This window comes from Frankia tisae, from assembly GCF_025403405.1.
In the GTDB taxonomy this organism is placed as follows: Bacteria; Actinomycetota; Actinomycetes; order Frankiales; family Frankiaceae; genus Frankia; species Frankia tisai.
In genome coordinates this window covers 1-17,654 of the sequence record NZ_JANEZT010000016.1, presented here as the reverse complement: position 1 = coordinate 17,654, position 17,654 = coordinate 1, and the positions used below count along the sequence as shown (strand labels likewise).

The window sequence follows — 17,654 nt, the reverse complement described above, 5'->3', positions numbered from 1 at the left end:
TCGGATTGACGCGTAGTTGACAGCGTTCACCGCGAGATCGACCATGGCTGCCGTGAGTAGTCCAGTCCCGCGCCGGGAACGGCTACGGCGGGCCACCCTCGAGGAGATCAAGCGCACCGCGCACGCCCAGCTGGCGGAGCTCGGTCCCGCCGCCCTGTCCCTTCGGGGGGTGGCGCGCGCGATGGGCATGGCCCCCTCGGCCCTGTACCGCTATGTGGACAGCCGAGAGGTCCTGCTTGAGGAGCTGACGGCCGACGGCTTCGCCTCGCTGGCCGACACCCTGGAGGCGGCCTTCGCGGCAGGCGACCCGCACGACCATCTGGGTCGGTGGCTGGACGTCACCCGGGCGCACCGTCGCTGGGCACTGAACCACCCGGTCGAGTACACGTTGATCTTCGGTCCGCGGGTGCCGGAAGGCGGGCTCGTCGACAACCGGGTGGCCGCGGAGCTGAAGCGCTCGGTGGCCGTGCTTTTCCGCTGCATGACAGAGGCGATCGAGGCCGGGCTGGTCGACACCGGCCAGGTCGACGCCGGGCTCACCCCGACGATGCAGACCAGGCTGCGGGCCTGGGCAGCAGACCACGGAGTGCCGATCGGCCCCGCTGGCATGGCGGTGTGCCTGACGGCGTGGACCCAGCTGCACGGCTTCCTGTCGCTGGAGACCTTCGGCCACCTCCCGCCGGCCCTCGGTGATCCCGCCGACCTGTTCGACCGGCAGATGACCGACGTGTTCGCCCAGGCCTGCCGGACGATCGCCCCGCGGCCCCGCCCGGCCGGGTGACGCGCCCCGGCCGGGCCGCTCAGCCCGGCCGGGGCGGATTGGTCAGGCCGACGTGCGCATCCGGCGCCCCAGTGCGTCCAGGGCGACCCGGCGGGCACTCTTGATCTCCGGAAGCCGGGCCTGATATGCGGGTGCCGTGGCCAGCGGCTGGTAGAAGCCCATGCGCGGGATGAAATCCGCCTCGTCGTAACCAGGCGGTCGGTGCAGTGCGTAGGTGCGGCCCGGGAATAGCAGGTCGTAGTTATCCGCGATCTGCCAGATGGCGACGTGCGGATCGACCCGGCGCCGCTGGAAGTATGCCTCCAGAACATCAATTGTGAAACTAATCTCATGGAACTGTTTCACGAGGCTGTGGTAATGCTGGCCGACCTGATACTTGATCGGCAGCTCGACCTGCAGGCTGTCCGAGTAGTCGAGCAGGTCGAGGGCCAGAACCTTCAGCGAGGTCTCCACGCCATACCCGCGCGAGAAGGCCAGCGCCGCGAAGACATCCGCGTCGATGACGAACTCCCCGATCAGGGGTTGGATAGTCCGCGTGATGGACGGCACATACCGGGCAAGCTGCTTCGACAACAACGATCGCAGCATCTCGGTGGTACGCCCGCCAGGCTGGCCGTCACCCGTCACCCTACGCGAACTTCCGTTCACAAAAAGTGGGGCATTCCCCGCCGTCGTCGCTGCGGCGAGCACCCCCACCGTGTACGGATCGTAACTTTCGAGATCGGCGTCGTGGAAGATGAGCCGATTGCCGAACGCAAGGTAGGCGAGGCTACGCATGGCGCCGGCCTTCCCGCCGGTCACCGTCTCCTCCCGGCCGGCATGGCGTTGCAGGACGGACTGCCCGCGGACGACCCAGCTCGCGCCCGCGTCCGTCGCGATGCGCACGAGGTCGTGCTCGTCCCCGTCCGAGGACGGATCGACGACGACGCCAATCTCGTCCAGAACACTGCGTTCCTGCATCCACCGCTGCCGGTTCTGCGCGATGATCTCGCCGAGGGTCCGAGCCGCCTCCGGGCCGCGGGCCGGGATCAACAGGCTCAGGGTGATGCCCTTGGCGAGCTTGTCCACCTCGATCGTGTCGAGGTCGAGGCTGATGGGTTCGAGCGTTCGCACGGACGCCCCTCTCTCGTGACCTTTCTTGGGTACGGACAGCCCCCGTACCGGTGAAAACGTCCCGTCGGGATCTGCTACGGGCGTTGCGGAGTCGGTATCAGGCGGACCGGGTGGTGATTCCCCCTCGTGTCGCTGTCCGCATGATTGCGTACCTCCGTTCGCAACGCCCCACCCGCCCGGGTCGATTCCGGTACCTCCCCCGCGCTCGGGTTCGCCGCGTCCTCTTCGCGGTCTGGCGGAGCACGACCGATCCGACACATGCCAGGTGCTGGAGCGTCAAAGTATCGGTGTTGCGGCTCTATCCGTCACTCCCCCTCTTTCCGGACGGGTATCAACCACCACTTTCGGGACCGAACGCGAACACACCGCGCCGTACCCGAACCGCACTACTGGCCCAAATGGTCACGGTGAGTATCTGACCAAGCGCCCGGAGCGGTTACTCTCGGACCCATCAGGAAAGAACTACCCGCTGCCGGGCCAGCCGATGCCAGGCCGGCATCGGCCCACCGCACCATCGGTGAAGAAGTCGAAGGGAAGTCACGCCCGGTCAGCCTCACAGCCGGGACACCGGCGTGCGGCCGGGCGAGTCCAGCACCGGCCGGTCGGCCGCCCGCGCGGCCGGGGTGGTCACAAGTCGGTCGCCCGGATGGGGCAGTCCGACTCGCCGGTCCGACTCCAGGGCGAGAAAGACGTCGACGACCACCGGGTCGAACTGGGTGGCGCGCCCCACCCGCAGCTGCTCGCGGGCGGCTGGCCCGCTCAGGGGATCCCGCCCGCCTCGCCCACCGCGCATCGCCGCCCAGGCCGTGCAGACCGCCAGGGCTCGTGCCTCGATCCGGATCCCGGACCCGGCGATCCCACTGGGGTAGCCGCCTCCGCCGAACCACTCCCGCTGTTGGGCGATGATCTCCGCCTCGATCTGCAAACCCGGCACCTGGGCCAGCAGGTTCGCGCCCATCAGCGGGTGCATCCGGATCAGCCGCCACTCCTCGGCATCCAGGGGGCCCGGTCGGGCCAGCACATGCGGCGGAAGGAGGATCTTGCCCACGTTGTGCAGCCGCCCTGCCAGGCGGGCCCGGTGCCGCGTCACGGCGGCATGGCCGAGCACGGTGAGGACCTCGGCAAGCCACCGCCCCACCGCCCGGCCGTCCGCTCGCGGTGCGTGGCAGGCGTCGACCTGCTCGGCGATCCGGCGCAGGCGCTCGATGCCGTCGGGTAGGCATCCGGCCAGCGCATGCGGCTCCGCGGCCAGTACCGCGGCCACCGCGGCGGCGACCACCGAGGCGGCCACGTCTGCCGCCACCGGCTCGGTGGACGAGGCCGGTGTGCCGTCCGGATCGACGCTGGTTGCAGGGCCCGATCGGGCCTGTTCGCCGTCGTCACCGGCCCACCACCCGCCCCACCCGGACGCGGGCGCGCCGAGTGCACCAAGTGGTCCACTCGGCCGGAGCGGGGGCACCGATCCGAACGGATCAACGGCTGCCCGCAGAAGCATGGGCGGGCCGAGGCCGAGTGGATCAACCGCGGCCCCGCCGGCCGCGGAACGATCACCAGCGGCCCCTTCCATCGGCAGGCGACGGGATGGCACGGAGTCGAGCGCGGAGAGACCGAACGCCGGCAGACCGACGGCCGGCAGACCGACGGCCGGCAGACCGACGGCCGGGCGACCGACCGCCGACAGTCCGGCCGGTCGCGGACGAGGCGAGGCCGGCCGAGCGGGTGCCGGCGTCGCGGCCGGGGCCCGCCCCGCCGGTGCCGTCCCCTCCGGACCGATCGCGACCCGGTTCCGGCCCGTCTCCTTGGCGACGTACAGAGCGCGGTCCGCGACCTCGACCAGCGCGCGGACATCGTCCGCGTCGTCGGGCAGGACCGCGCCGCCGACCGAGACCGTCACCGTCACCGGCACCGACCCGGCGCCCGCGGTGTTCCGAAGCCGGCCCGCCGCGCCTCGCCGGCCCGGCGCGCGAGTCGTCGCCGCCGTGGTTCGTAGGGCGACTCCCCCCAGCGGCATGCCAGCATCACCACCGCCAGCATCACCACCGCCAGCATCACCACTGCCGGGAGCGGCGTTCCCCGCGCGGTCGCCCGCGCCGTGCCCCTGCGGGTCCGTCCCGACGGGCGGCCGGACGCCCTCGGTACCGCCCGGCCGGGCGGGGACACCGACCGCCGCCGCGCCCGCGCCGACGGTCGGGGCCGATCTGTCGGCGGCTGCAGCCGACCAGCCGGCGGAGGCTGCCGCGTCCGACACCGGCGGCGTCACCTCCACGGGTTCCCTACCCACCCCGAGCCGTAGCCGCTCGGCGATGTCTGCCAGTGCGTCGCCCCGGACGTCTTTCGCAAGCAGCGCGAACTCCTCCCCCCCGTAGCGGGCCACGACATCCCCCGGACGGGTCACCGTGAGCAGCCGCCTGGCCACCTCCGTGAGCACCTGGTCGCCGGCCGGGTGGCCGAACCGGTCATTCACGGACTTGAAGTGGTCGACGTCGACGAGGAGCAGGCCCATCCTCGATCCGACCCGACGAGCCCGCCGGGCGACGACCCGCATCTCGGCCTCCAGATATCGGCGGCTCCGTAGCCCGGTCAGGCCATCTGTGATCGCGAGATGTCGCTGCTCGGCCTCCAGCCGGGCCATCCGAGCGATGATCAAAAGCATGATCCCGGCGCTCACCATCGCGATCACGCGGACGTCGCGGAGATCGCCGTGTCCAGCCTGCACCCCGAGAACCGTCGGCCCGACCAGTCCGACGCCGCACAATGCGGCCACCCGCAACCCGTCACGGACCGGCACCGCCGGCACCACCGCCGACTGGCCCGATCGGGCCAGCGAGGGATGGAGTACGGCAGCGGCGAGGAGCAGGGCGCTCACCATCCGGGCAGCATCCCCGCCATCGATCGCCGTGCCGCCCGAACCGCCGATGCCCACGTTGCTCGCGACGGCGTCACCGATGCGAGTGCAGACCTCGACGGCGTCTGCCACCACACTCACGAGCACCCCGCCCGCCAGGAGAAGCAACGTGGCCGGGCGCTCGCCATCGCCCGACGCGATTCGGACGGTCACACCGACGACCAACAGACCCGCCGCCGCGCACACCGCCGGGACGATCCCGCCCCCCGGAGCACCCCCGGTCCGCACCGCCGGTGCCACCAGATACACCCAGGCCGGCAAGGCGGCCGCGGCGAGGAACATCGCGATGTCCAGCAGGCTTGCCGCGTTCCGCCCGGGACCGCGCGCCCGTACCAGCGCCGCCAGGCCCAGGACCAGCAGCGGATACCGGAGGAGCAGAGCAATGTCCGTCAACGCCACACCAACTGTGGCCGAAGACGTGCGCAGGGAGATAGAGAGGGCCACGTCGGTTGCGGCCGAGAGAACCTGACTGCCCGCGAGGAGCATCCAGCCACGCCGCGGGACCGGGGCGAGACCTCGCGGAACGACGAGCAGGGCAACGGCGGCCACCAGGTCCGCCAGCAGGTACAACGCCATCCGGACGTCGAGCCCGACGCCTGCGATGGGCGGCAGGACGGATCCGACGGCCGCGGCCAGCGCAGCACCGAGACAGACGACCCAGCCACAGCCCCGCCAGGCACGCCGCGGTGGGGCCGGCATCACCCAGTGGTTCGGAACGCGGGATTCGTTGACGATGCGAGAACGGCTGGCGGCGAACAGCCACTCCGGGGGGACCGGGCCATGAGTAGCCTCTCAGTTGACCGGACAGGTGGCGCGGGTACCGGCCGCGTACGGCCGATGCCTCCTGGCGATCCATCCGCGGATCCGGCAGCTGCGGCGGCACCGCTGGCGTCCGGATGGCTCCGATGGGTCGATCACCGTGGCCTGCCGAGACCGTACCGAATCGTCGCTCTTCGTACACGGTTGTTTGAGCCCTCGTAAGAACTCTTGTCCGGTTCTTGTTCTCGGCTTCCCATGGTCGGGCGCGTGCCCCGCATACAAGGCGCGCCGGCCCGCCACGGGGCAGGCGGGGGACGAACAGCCCCGGCAGACGACCGTCAGGGATGTGCGACGAAGTTGAAGCGGCGACCGGTCTCGAACGTGTCCCGGAACGTGGGCAGGGTGTAGGGACCAGCGCCGTCGAGGTCGAAAATCCGCAGCCCCAGATCGCTGTCGACGAGGGTGTACATCTCATCCGCCGTCGTGCCGTAGTCGCGCGCCCCGGCGCCGAATTCGAACACCAGATGCGGTCGGCTGACGGAGATCATTTTCTGGGCGCCGCGGAACACTCCGTACTCGGCGCCTTCGACGTCGACCTTGATGAGGGCCGGCCGGTAGTCCGCGGGCAACGCCTCGTCGAGGACCTCGACCTTCACCTCGATCTGCTCGACGTCCTCCGTGTCCGGCACCCGGTCACGCAGCCCGCTGTACGCCGGTCGGCTACGGACGTAGGTGAAGGGCAGCATCCCGGCTGTGTCCGACAGCGCGGCCTGGCGCACCTGGACCATCGGGAAGTCGGTCATCAGCGACGCCGCCATGTGCGGCAGCGGCTCGTAGGCGATGTGCCGTCCGCGCGGGGCATGTCGCAGCATCGTCCGGAGCACGTCTCCCCGGTGGGCGCCCACGTCGATGCAGTTCGAGTTCTCCCGCAACACAAACGACAGCAGCAATGCCAGGTGGCGGTCGTCATTACGATTGCGCCGGGCCGTCGGCACGATGTTGTCGCGCACCAGCTTCAAGGCCGGACCAAGGCCTGAATCGACCGCCTTCCGGCGGAGCTGAGTCAGCTGCTTTTCCACCCGAGGATCCATCCGCCACAACCTTCCGTTGCCCCACCAGTGATCTGCCGGAGTGAATTGTGCCCACACCCCACCACGGCAGCCGACCACCCACTATTAGGGGGACCTGATCAACGGTCAATAGCGGTAGTACCACCTTCTCGCCGCTACCAGCGGCCGGCCCGTCGAATTCTGCCGCAACGGAAGACTCGCACTACCCAACCCTCACGCCCAGGAAGGGTGACCCCGGCGGGGGGCCCTCGCCGCCGGGATTAGTCCTTCCGGTTCGGCGCAATCCGGACTACCAGAGTCCGGACCGCTCTCCCGTCACTTTCCGCAGTCGACCGGGTCATAGCGCCGATGCCGCGACGGCCCGCCGCGTCAACCGGCGGCGACGAGCACCGGGCCGTCCTCCGACCGCACGGCAAAGGACTCGACCGGCGGGCAGGTGCAGACCAGGTTGCGATCGCCGTACGCCCCATCGATCCGGCGCACCGGCGGCCAGTACTTAGCGGCCCGCAGCGAGGCGACCGGGTAGGCGGCGACGGATCGCGGATAAGGATGCGGCCATTCATCGGCGGTGACCATGCTGGCGGTGTGCGGGGCGTTGCGCAACGGGTTGTCCGTACGCGGCCAAGTACCGTCGCCGACCCTGTCGGCCTCCGCACGAATCGCGATCATGGCATTGCAGAAGCGGTCGATCTCGGCCAGGTCCTCGCTCTCGGTCGGTTCGACCATCAGGGTGCCGGCCACCGGGAAGGACATGGTCGGCGCGTGAAAACCGTAGTCGATGAGCCGCTTGGCCACATCGTCCACGGTGACCCCGGTGCCCTTCGTCAACGGCCGCAGGTCAAGAATGCATTCGTGCGCGACCAGTCCGCCGCGCCCGGCGTAGAGAACCGGATAGTGCGGACGAAGGCGGTGGGCGATGTAGTTGGCGTTCAGAACGGCAACCGAGGTGGCTTGACGCAGGCCGTCCGCCCCCATCATCTGAATGTACGCCCAGGGAATCATCAGGATTCCGGCGGAGCCCCACGGCGATCCCGAGATGGGCCCGACCCCACTCACCGGCCCGGCCTCCGCCCGCAACGGATGGTTCGGCAGGTAAGGCAGCAGCTTCTTGCCGACCGCGACCGGGCCGACCCCGGGACCGCCACCACCGTGCGGGATACAGAACGTCTTGTGCAGGTTGAGATGGCTGACGTCGGCGCCGAACTGGCCTGGCTTCGCAAGCCCGACGAGCGCGTTGAGATTCGCACCGTCGACGTAGACCAGCCCGCCGGCCTCGTGCACGATCGCGCACGCCTGCCCGATGCCTTCCTCGTAGACTCCGTGCGTCGACGGATAGGTCACCATCAGCGCGGCGAGAACGTCCACGTTCGCCCGCGCCCGGAGCGCCAGATCGTCGAGATCGACGTTCCCGTCGTCGTCGCAGGCGACCACGACGACGCGCATTCCGGCCATCGCGGCGCTCGCCGCGTTCGTCCCGTGCGCGGAGGAGGGAATGAGGCAGACGTCGCGGACCGGGGCGCCGGGCACCGCATTGTCGCGGTGATAGGCGCGAATCGCCAGCAGGCCGGCGAGCTCCCCCTGGCTGCCGGCGTTCGGCTGCACCGAAACGCCCGCATATCCGGTGATCCGGGCCAGCCAGTCCTCCAGATCCCGGATCATCGTCAGGTATCCGCCGGCCTGGTCGAGGGGGGCGAACGGGTGAATGTCGGCGAACTCCGGCCAGGTGACGGCGGCCATTTCGGTGGTCGCGTTCAGCTTCATCGTGCAGGATCCCAGCGGGATCATGCCCCGGTCGAGGGCCAGGTCGAGGTCGGACAGCCGGCGCAGGTAGCGCAGCATCGCCGTCTCGGACCGGTGCTCGTGGAAAACCGGGTGCTCCAGGTAGGAGTCGGTACGCACCAGCTCGCCGGGCAGCGCCGTCGGGGCAGTCGGGCCCGTCACCTCGGCCGACGCCGGCACGGGCACCCCGAATGCCGCCCAGACCGCCCGCAGGTCCGCCTCCACGGTCGTCTCGTTGCAGGAGACCCCGACGTGGTCGCCGTCGACGAGCCGCACGTTGACGCCGTGCGCCAGCGCCGCGGCCACCACCTCGGCGGCCCGGCCGGGCACCGCGGCAACGACGGTGTCGAAGAAGGCGTCGGCCCCGATGGGCACCGCGGCGGCCCGCAGTCCCGCGGCGAGCCGGACCGTAAGGCCGTGGATGCGCCGCGCGATCCCGGCGAGCCCCTGCGGACCGTGGTAGACGGCGTACATCGAGGCGAGCACGGCCGGCAGCACCTGGGCCGTGCAGATGTTGCTCGTCGCCTTCTCCCGGCGGATGTGCTGCTCGCGGGTCTGCAGGGTGAGCCGGTAGGCGGGCGCCCCATCGGCGTCGACCGACACCCCGACCAACCGTCCGGGCAGGGACCGCTCCAGACCCTTGCGGACCGCCAGATATCCGGCGTGCGGTCCACCGAACGACAGCGGCAGCCCGAACCGCTGCGTGCTGCCGACGGCAATGTCGGCGCCGAGCTCACCGGGCGAGCGCAGCAGCGCCAGCGCCAGCGGGTCGGCCGCGACCGTGACGACGATCCCCCGCTCGCGTGCCTCGACGATCACCGACCGCGGGTCGCGCAGCGCCCCACCCGGCCCCGGATAGGACAGCAGCAGACCGAACGCCGAGTCCAGCACTTCCGCGGGCACTCCGGCGGCACCGTTCGCCGCGGGATCGCCCGCCACCAGGCCGCCGGACAGGTCGGCGACGTGGACGGTCACGCCCAGCGCCTCCGCCCTGGTCGCCACAACCGCGATCGTCTGCGGGAGCGTGTCCGCATCGATGAGGAACGTCGTCCGAGACCCCTTCGCCGTGCGCAGCGCGATCTGCATCGCCTCGGCCGCGGCGGTCGGCTCGTCGAGCAGGGACGCTCCGGCCACCGCCAGGCCGGTCAGATCAGTGATCACCGTCTGGAAGTTGAGCAGCGCCTCCAGCCGGCCCTGGGAGATCTCCGGCTGATACGGCGTGTAAGCCGTGTACCAGGCGGGGTTCTCCAGGACGTTGCGCTGGATGACACCCGGCATCACCGCGGGGTGAAACCCCAGGCCGATCATGGACGGCACCGGGCGGTTGTCGCGACCGAGCGCGCGCAGCGCCGCCAGGACCGCCGTCTCGTCGAGCGCGGCGGGCAGCTCGAGGGTGCGGTCGTGGATGACGGCCGGCACCGCGGCATCGGTCAGCGCCCGCAGCGACTCCACCCCGAGCGCGGCGAGCATGAGCCGCTGGGCCTCGGTGTCCGGGCCGATGTGACGATCAACGAACTGCGGGTACGCCGCAGCCGGCAGTGACGGACGGTCATCACCCGCCGCCCATCCGGCCGGCGCCGCCGGCCGGATGGGCGCGGCGGCGGTGGTAACGGCGGTGGCGGAAGCGTCTTCGTGATCTGTGCCGTCATGCATGCTGGGCGCTCCGGAGGTCGGGCGACGACGACAACAGGGCCGACGCCGCGGCGGGCCTCCCCCTCTGTCATTGGCCTGAGAGCTTCACCGGGCGCCGCCGCCATGGGTCCAAGCCGAGGACCCGCGGACGACGGCCGCGGCTTTCACCGTCGGCGGGACACCGGGATGTCCACTTTCCAGAGTTGCCTGACCCGGCGGTTGGGGGCCTGAGAGTTTATGGGGAGAGCTTGCTCCTTCGGCGTCCCGGCAGATCGTGGCCCGGGACTCTCCCGCACGGGTGTGAGCGGCAGCAATATGCAGTTCGTTGCCCGCAGACTAGCCGCGATCGCGATCCCCGGCCACCTATCGGCCGATCGGGCCGGCCTTGGATGACCTCCGGTGGACGCCCTGTGCCGGTACGCCCCGCGCTAGACGAAGATCGTCTCGTAGGGGCGCAGCAGCCGGTCCAGCACCTGGGCCCCGAGAACCGTCGAGTCCGCCGGGTCGTCGGACAGCGGGGCGATCTGAGTGTGGTAACAGTCGACGGCCCGCCGTTTGGCCTCCTGCACCGAGACGGGCAGGGGCACCCTCCGAGCCCTCGCCCACGGCACCCTGGGGTCGTCCGGGACAGCCCAGTGCCAGGTCCAGACGGGGTATTCGAGCAGCCGTGCGCCAGCCCGTTCCGCCGCCAGCACCGCCGCACGCCCCGTTGCCTCATGGTCCGGATGGCGGTCCCCGGTATACGTGGCCAGTACCCAGCAGTCGGGGGTGAGCAGCGGCCCCACCTGCTCGGCGAGCTCCGACTCATGCCCGGCGACCCGTCCGTCTCCCAGCCCGATCCGATGCACCGGCACCTGCGCCAGCCCCAGCTCGGCCAGTGCCGCATGCTGCTCGACGATCCGCCGACGGGCCAGCTCGGCCGGGGAGATCGTCGGCGAGCCGGGATGAGACGCGTCCCCATCTGTCACCGCGACGACGGTGATCGCGGCGCCAAGCGCGTGCAGGCTGACCAGCAGGCCGCCGACGCCGAGGACCTCATCGTCCGGATGGGGGGCCACGACGACCACGCGAGGCGGCACGGCGGTCAGGTCGAGCTCCGCCCATCCCGGCTGCCAGGCCCGCCAGACCGGTTCGGGGGTGCCGTCGGCGGTGAAGGGCCGGCCCGCTTCGGCGGTGTTCTCCTGCATCGCTCATCCATACGGGAACCGCCGACGCCCCGCACGGAAATCAGGCCCGGCACCGACCGTGACGCCCGTCCCGGGCCAGGTGGCGACGCGTCCCGGTGGTGGCAGCTCAGTGCCGCAACACCTCGCTCTTGGCTGCCTCGGTGTCCGTCAGCGCGCCGTCCTTCTCCCGGCGGAAGATCTCCTCGGCGGCCCGGTCCGACGAGGTCTGGCTGGCGACCTGCCTGGCCATCTCGTCGTTGGAGGTGCCCGCGCCGGCGGGCCTCGTCCGTCCCTTCATCGCCTGTGCCATACCTGCCTCCTCCTGTCTCCGACTGCGATCAGCATGGCCCGATCGGCCATGGTCGCGGCCGCACCTCGGCCCGCACGGCCCGTTCCCACCGGCCGCCCGTGTGAGGACTACCCGCCCGTCAGGAGCGGAACCGGTGCGGACGGACTCGCCCGCCTCGCCCAGATGCCGACGAAATCCTCGGGGACGGCCCGTGTAGCGTGATCGTCCGGCCCGGTCCGGTGATCCACGGCAGGGTGAATACCTGGTGGGCTGTACACCCAGGGCGATGCCCCCGGGCGAACCTCGCCGGCTACCGCAAGGGCTGGGGATATCTGCCGGCCGCCGCGGTGAGCGGCGGTGGGGGCAACAAGCCCGTTGCGGGGGTACCGACCTGCTCGGGCTACCTGTAGTTCCCGCCGATCATGGCCCGTTCGGGGACATCGGATTCGCCTGGCCCCGCCGATCGGTGAGCGGCGCGGTGGGGAGCCGGCGCTGTCCGGCGCAGCCTACGCAGCTCGGCGCGGACCGTCCGTGGCGAGATCCGCCGGCCGAGCCGGCGATGGCGTGAGACGACGCGGCGGACCGCCCGTTCGAGCCCGTCGAGCAGTCGCCACGCCTCGTCGGCGGCGCGCCGGCCGGAAGCCTCATCCCACCGGCCGGTGGTGCCGTCGTCGAACAGGGCGAGGGTGGCGAGATCGGCCAGCCCGCGTAGGGCAGTGCGGCCGGCGTCGTCGAGCAGGTCCGCCGCGAGAAGCACGACCTCGCTCGGGCTGGCCGCCCGTGGCATCGGCCGCTGGGCGTCGGCGAACATCTCGATGGCCCGCTGCCAGGCCGCGACGATCCGCGCCCTGCTGCCGTTTCCGCCCCGTCGTATCCGCCGGTGGCGTGCGATCGGCAGCAGCCAGCCCAGGAGAAGACAGCCGAGCAGGGCAGCGACTGCCGCGGCCACGGCCGTCCGGAGGACGACCGCCGTCCAGCCGGGGGATCCCGGCCACCGGTCACCGGACCGGGCCGGGAGGTCTCCCGGCCCGGTGGCATCCGCCTGACCGGGCGGCGCGGAAACGGTGGTGCGCAGTACCTCCTCCACCAGTGACGTCTGTGCGGAGGACTCGCCCTGCGTGGAGCCGGCCACCGCTGCACCGCGTGCGTCCCCCGCTCGGGGGGTGGGGAAGAAAGGCAGCCAGCCGGCGCCGTCGAAGTTGATCTCCGCCCAGGCCAGGGCGTCCGCGCCACGGATCGTGCGGGTCACGGCATGCGGATCAGCGGCGGTGAATCCGACGACGAGGCGGGCGGGCAGACCCAGCAGCCTCGCCGCGAGGACGAACGTCGTCGCGAACTGCTCGGAGGTGCCGCGTCGAGTCTGGCCGAGGAAGTGATCGATGTGGGCGAGTGAATGCCCGGCGGGCACGGTGGGATCGAAGCTGAAGGTCGCCATCAGGTACTGGCGCAGCAGGGCGGCCCGCTGGTAGGGCGTCACGCCGCCGTCGGTGGCGACCGAGGCCAGTTCCCGCAGCACCGGCGGGACGTCGTCGGGCAGCGCAAGGTAGGGGGCGTTGGTCGGTGTCGCGGAGACGGTGAGGGCGAGCAGCCTGTCGGCGGTCATGGCGGTCTGCGGGGTGGAGACAAGGCGCAGCCGGTTGCCGGGGTGCAGCGACGCGGTTCGCACGAGTGTGCCGTCGTCGGGATCGACCGCGAAACGGCCCGCCGACTTCTCGGCAGTCGCCGTGGAGCCACCCTGGTCGGCGGGAGGGGCCGATTCCGCGCCGGCGGTGGGGACCACGGTGAACTGGCCGAGCCGAGCGAGGGCGGGCACGAGATCTCCGCCGAGGTCGGCGATGGTCAGGTCCTGGGTGACCGGTGCGGACGGGTGAGCACCGCCCCGATCCGCGACGCGACCGGCCTGTCCCCCGATCTCCCGTCCCGCGGGCAGGTAACGGCCGCTCATGGACCAGGTGGCGCCGTCGTAGGAGTCGAGGACGGCGAGCCGCAGCGCGACCGGCCCCGCCGGCTGCGGAGTCAGACCCACCCGGAACAGGACCTGGTCGGGATGGGCGGTCCAGCCGGCGAGACGGCTCAGGGGGTTGAGAGCGGCGAGCGGTACCGGCGCGATCGTGCGGTGGTCACGCGGGTCGACGGGCGGTTTCCCATCCAGCCCGCTCGGGCCACCACTCGCCAGTGCCAGACCGGCGCCGACGACGACGCCCACAGCGACGGTCGATCGCACCGCGTGGCGAAACGCAGTCAAGCCCCGCGGGCCGGCCACGGGCAGCAGACCTGGCCCGGATCGGGGAGACGCTGGCTGCCCCCCCATGCCGCCATCCGGCCCGACTGGGCCGGCCGAGGCCACTGCGGGCCCTCCCGGCGAACGGGACCGACCACTCCCGCGGACCCGGACGAGGACCGCGGCCAACGCGGCGAACGCGGCGGCGAGTGGCGCGTCCGATCCCGGCATGGGAGCTGCGTAGGCGACCGCGGCAACCAGGACGAGGGCGGCGGGCAACGCGGGCAGGAGCCGGGCTCTGGTGCGGATGACGAGCTCCACGCCGACCGCGGCGGCCAGCCAGGTCAGCGCCACGGGTACGAGCAGCAGAGCCCCGTCGGGCGGCGCCGGGATGGCCGTGTCCAGCAGCCGCGCCCATCCGCTGAGGACACCCGAACGGACCAGAGACAGCCGCGCCCAGAACCCCCCAGCGCCGGCCCCGACCGTGCAGGCGGCCCAGATCACGAACCCCCCGCCCCAGGCTGCGACCGTCCCTGCGAGTGGCAACAGCCGGCGTCGCGCACCCAGCGCCGCGGTGAGGATCACGGGCACGACCGCAGCGACCGGGATGATCACCTGCAGATCGTGAATGGTGAAGACCCGGCGGAACCCGAACCCGCCGACGCATGCGAGTCCCGCCACCACCACCAGCGCTGCCAGGCGAGCCCGCACCGGCTCCTCCGGGCGAAGGGGATGGCCGCCCCCGACGACGTGTCCTCCGCCCGCGCCGGCCGCCGAACGCGTGGCCTCGTCGGGAGGTCCACCGGTATCCGTCGTCATCGGCCCGTCCGCGGGGTTCCCCGCGGCCATCGCGGGTTCCGTTCACCGGTCGGCCAGTGGTCGGCGAGTGCGTCGGCGTCAGGGATGTCGATCACCGTCAGCCGGCCGGCCGCCCGCAGGGTGGTCCCGTCAAGACGTGTACCGCTGGTGGGAACGGTGCCGCCCAGGACGCCGATTCCCACCACCCGGCCGGGCGACGCGGTCCGCAGGCGGGCCCGGTCGGAGGAGTCGCGCCGGTCGACGGCCCGGGCGGCGGCCTGGCTGCGGGGGCCCACCCGGACCAGGACGACGCGCCCGTACGCATGGGCCACCGCGGCGAGTGCGGCCAGCGCCTGCCGGTCGAAACCGCCGGTGACGAGCACCAGCGTGCCGAGCCCGCCGCGCCGCAGCGTCGCGACGACATCGAGCGAGGCGGTGTCATCCAGCCGAACGCCCGCCAGCTCGTCCATCAGCACGTCGGCGTCCCGGCGCCGGCGCCGGCCCGCCACCCGCAGCCCGGCGGTCGTCACGAGCCGGACCCCGAACGCCTCCTGCGCGCAGGTCATCACCGCGGCGGCGGCGATGTCCACGGCCTCCTCGAACGTGGCGACGCCGACCCGGCCGGGCGGGTAGGCGGCTGGTCGGTTGTCGAGAACGACGGTGGCGGCCGGCTCGCTCGGATCGACGTGGGTGCGGACCATCAGTTCGCCCGCTCTCGCGCTGGACGCCCAGTGCACGAGGCGGAGATCCTCACCGGGCGCGTACCTCCGCAGGGTGTGGATCTCCAGTCCCCCGGTCGACCCCCGTCCGGTCTGCCCGTCCGGGTCACGCGAGGGTGCGGAGGCCAGGGGCACCAGCGGCCGGGTCCGCGGTCGGACGTGCAGGGTGTCGACCGCCGGCAGCCGTTGCCGGCGCCGGGCGAGCCCGAACGGATCCGATCTGATCACCTCGACGGGGCCCAGCCGGATCACACCGCGCCGGCTGGTGTCCAGGGCCAACTCGAATGTCCGGTGACCCGAGCCGGCCAGCCGGGGGACCGAGACGGACACGACTGCGCCCGGAGAGTCCAGCCCGTCCGATGAAAGGGGATGTACGCGGGCGGTACCGCCCGGCGCACGCCGTTCCCACCAGGTTTCCACCAGGTCCGACGCGGCCAGCAGCCGCCCGGCACGGGGGGCTGCTGGCACCGGCCGATCCGGACGGACGGCGGCAGGGCCGTGCGGCAGGTGCAGGATGAACGACGGAGAGGGCCACCTGGACAGGTTGCGGACCGTGACGGATAGCGTGGCAGGCTCGCCTCGGGTGACCCGTCGGGGCGATACGCGGACCGCTACCGACACCCGCGGGCGGCGAACGGCCGTGACGGCCGCAAGACCCATCGCCGCGGCCCCCGCCCCGCCCAACACGGCCAGCTCCGCGTATCGCAGCATCCGGGCACCCAGCAGCAGGACTGCCACGGTGACGCACATCCCCCATCCCAGCGGGGTGACCCCCAGGCGCGCCCTTCCCGGCGATTCGCCGCTCCCCACGAGGCCGCGATCATCCGGCGGGCACCCTTGGTCCACCTGAGCTGCAACGCCTCGTGGCCCAGACCGATCGAGCGCCCCGCGTCCGGATCCCGACGCGCCCGAGCTCGACACGACGGGATCCGATGCGAGGGAATCCGACGCGACGAGATCCGACGCGACGGGTCCGAATCGGTCCGGCGCTGGCCAGTCCGCCGTGACCAGATCCGATCCGGCCGCCCCGGCCCGGCCGGGCCCCGCGGGTACGGCCCTTGAGGGGGCCGGGCCGATGGGGGTAAAGCGCATCCGCTCACCGGCGTCCGAACTGGACGGGGCCGCGCGCCGGCTCGTCGGGGCGCTCCGCCCGCCCGCCGCGGCCGGCGGCGGGACCGGTGGGCGATGACGCTCCCCGAGCCCGCGCACGGCCGGCCCCGGTTCGGGCCGGGCCGGCGCGGGCCGGGCCGTCCGTCGTCGCATGCCCCGGGCGAGGGAGACCGCAGACGGGGATACCGAGACGGACAGCGCCGTGGTCGCGGTGTCCGTGTCGATGACCGGTGGCAGCCGGCGGTCGGCCCGGCCGCCGCCACGGGGTCGGTCGTCGAGGGGCGCCACGATCAGATTCCGACGAGCCGGCGCGGTGACGGCACCGTCTGCAGGATCTCGTCGACGACGTCCTCGGCGATGACGCGCCGCAGCTCGGCCTCCGGGCTGAGGACCAGGCGATGCGCCAGGACCGGGCCGGCCACCGCCTTGACGTCGTCGGGCGTGGCGAACACCCGGGCATGCGCGGCGGCCCGGACCTGGACGGCGCGCAGCAAAGCGATGCTGCCCCGCGGGCTCGCCCCCAGTCGGACGATGTCGGGGATGGCCCGCGTGGCCGTCACCAGATCCACGAGGTAGCGGCGCAGCGCCGGCGCGACGTGGACGGCGAACGTCTGGGCCGCGCGGGCCACCACGTCCTCCGCCCGCATCACCGGCCTCAGATCCTCGATTCGCCGTCCCACCTGCCGGCCTTCGAGGATCTCCAGCTCGGCATCGATCGACGGGTACCCCATCCGCAGCCGCATGAGGAACCGGTCCAGTTGGGCCTCGGGAAGGCTGTACGTCCCATCCATGTCGATCGGGTTCTGCGTCGCCACGACCATGAACGGGCGGGGAACGGGATAGCCCGTGCCGTCGGCGGTGATCCGGCCCTCCTCCATCACCTCCAGCAGGGCCGACTGCGTCTTCGGCGAGGCACGGTTGATCTCGTCGCCGATGACGAGGTTGGCGAAGACGGGTCCGGGGCGGAAGCCGAACTCGTTGGCGCGCTGGTCGTACACCATCGTCCCGGTGATGTCCGCCGGCAGCAGGTCCGGCGTGAACTGAATGCGGTGGCAGCCGGCGTTGACCGAGGCCGCCAGGCTGCGGGCCAGGGAGGTCTTTCCCAGGCCCGGCACGTCCTCGATGAGCAGGTGCCCCTCGGCGAACAGGCAGATCGTCGCGAGCTCGACGGCCTCTCGCTTGCCCCGGATGACCTTTTCGACATTCGCGACGACGTCGTGGAAGGCGGCCGAGAACGCGGCCGCGCCCGACTGGTCGCCGCGCAGGTGGTCGCGGTCGTCGGTTCTGTTTGTCATGCCCTGCCTCCTGGTCC

The 17,654-nt window shown here is 72.0% G+C and carries 10 protein-coding genes and 2 riboswitches; of the genes, 1 reads left to right on the top strand and 9 read right to left on the bottom strand.

From position 1 onward, the window contains the following. Nucleotides 1-43 precede the first annotated feature (43 nt). A complete protein-coding gene (locus NBZ85_RS02955; protein ID WP_261556437.1) occupies nucleotides 44-781 on the top strand; it encodes a TetR/AcrR family transcriptional regulator in 738 nt (245 codons plus the stop codon). Between the two features lie 42 nt (nucleotides 782-823). On the opposite strand, the gene NBZ85_RS02950 is transcribed toward NBZ85_RS02955, so the two are convergent. The 9 genes from NBZ85_RS02950 to NBZ85_RS02905 form a co-directional block, all read right to left on the bottom strand. Beyond that, nucleotides 824-1,894 carry a glycosyltransferase family protein gene (locus tag NBZ85_RS02950; RefSeq protein WP_261556438.1) on the bottom strand — a complete coding sequence of 357 codons (1,071 nt, stop codon included), beginning with the start codon at nucleotides 1,892-1,894 and terminating at the stop codon, nucleotides 824-826. Between the two features lie 553 nt (nucleotides 1,895-2,447). Further along, complete coding sequence (locus tag NBZ85_RS32520; RefSeq protein ID WP_308204985.1) at nucleotides 2,448-5,498, bottom strand: bifunctional diguanylate cyclase/phosphohydrolase; 3,051 nt, start codon at nucleotides 5,496-5,498, stop codon at nucleotides 2,448-2,450. A 398-nt stretch (nucleotides 5,499-5,896) separates the two neighbouring features. Next, nucleotides 5,897-6,649, bottom strand: coding sequence for an FkbM family methyltransferase (locus NBZ85_RS02935; protein ID WP_264761157.1), 753 nt, complete (start codon nucleotides 6,647-6,649; stop codon nucleotides 5,897-5,899). A gap of 348 nt (nucleotides 6,650-6,997) precedes the next feature. Then, a complete protein-coding gene (gcvP, locus tag NBZ85_RS02930; protein WP_261556440.1) occupies nucleotides 6,998-10,060 on the bottom strand; it encodes an aminomethyl-transferring glycine dehydrogenase in 3,063 nt (1,020 codons plus the stop codon). A 57-nt stretch (nucleotides 10,061-10,117) separates the two neighbouring features. Then, a riboswitch (glycine riboswitch) is annotated at nucleotides 10,118-10,245 on the bottom strand. Beyond that, nucleotides 10,246-10,342: riboswitch (glycine riboswitch) on the bottom strand. It abuts the riboswitch before it with no gap. A 125-nt stretch (nucleotides 10,343-10,467) separates the two neighbouring features. Then, entirely contained in the window at nucleotides 10,468-11,226 is a 759-nt protein-coding gene (locus NBZ85_RS02925) for a PIG-L deacetylase family protein (protein WP_261556441.1), read from the bottom strand. 106 nt (nucleotides 11,227-11,332) lie between these two features. After that, nucleotides 11,333-11,515 (bottom strand): hypothetical protein, encoded by a 183-nt coding sequence (locus tag NBZ85_RS02920; protein WP_261556442.1) that lies wholly within the window; start codon nucleotides 11,513-11,515, stop codon nucleotides 11,333-11,335. A 379-nt stretch (nucleotides 11,516-11,894) separates the two neighbouring features. Then, a complete protein-coding gene (locus NBZ85_RS02915) occupies nucleotides 11,895-14,534 on the bottom strand; it encodes a transglutaminase-like domain-containing protein (RefSeq protein ID WP_261561472.1) in 2,640 nt (879 codons plus the stop codon). After that, nucleotides 14,531-15,982, bottom strand: coding sequence for a DUF58 domain-containing protein (locus tag NBZ85_RS02910; protein WP_261556444.1), 1,452 nt, complete (start codon nucleotides 15,980-15,982; stop codon nucleotides 14,531-14,533). The genes NBZ85_RS02915 and NBZ85_RS02910 overlap by 4 nt, the downstream gene beginning before the upstream one ends. Nucleotides 15,983-16,632: 650 nt before the next feature. Beyond that, the gene (locus NBZ85_RS02905; protein WP_261556445.1) at nucleotides 16,633-17,637 is read right to left on the bottom strand and encodes an AAA family ATPase; all 1,005 of its coding nucleotides are present in this window, start codon (nucleotides 17,635-17,637) and stop codon (nucleotides 16,633-16,635) included. Nucleotides 17,638-17,654: the final 17 nt, after the last annotated feature.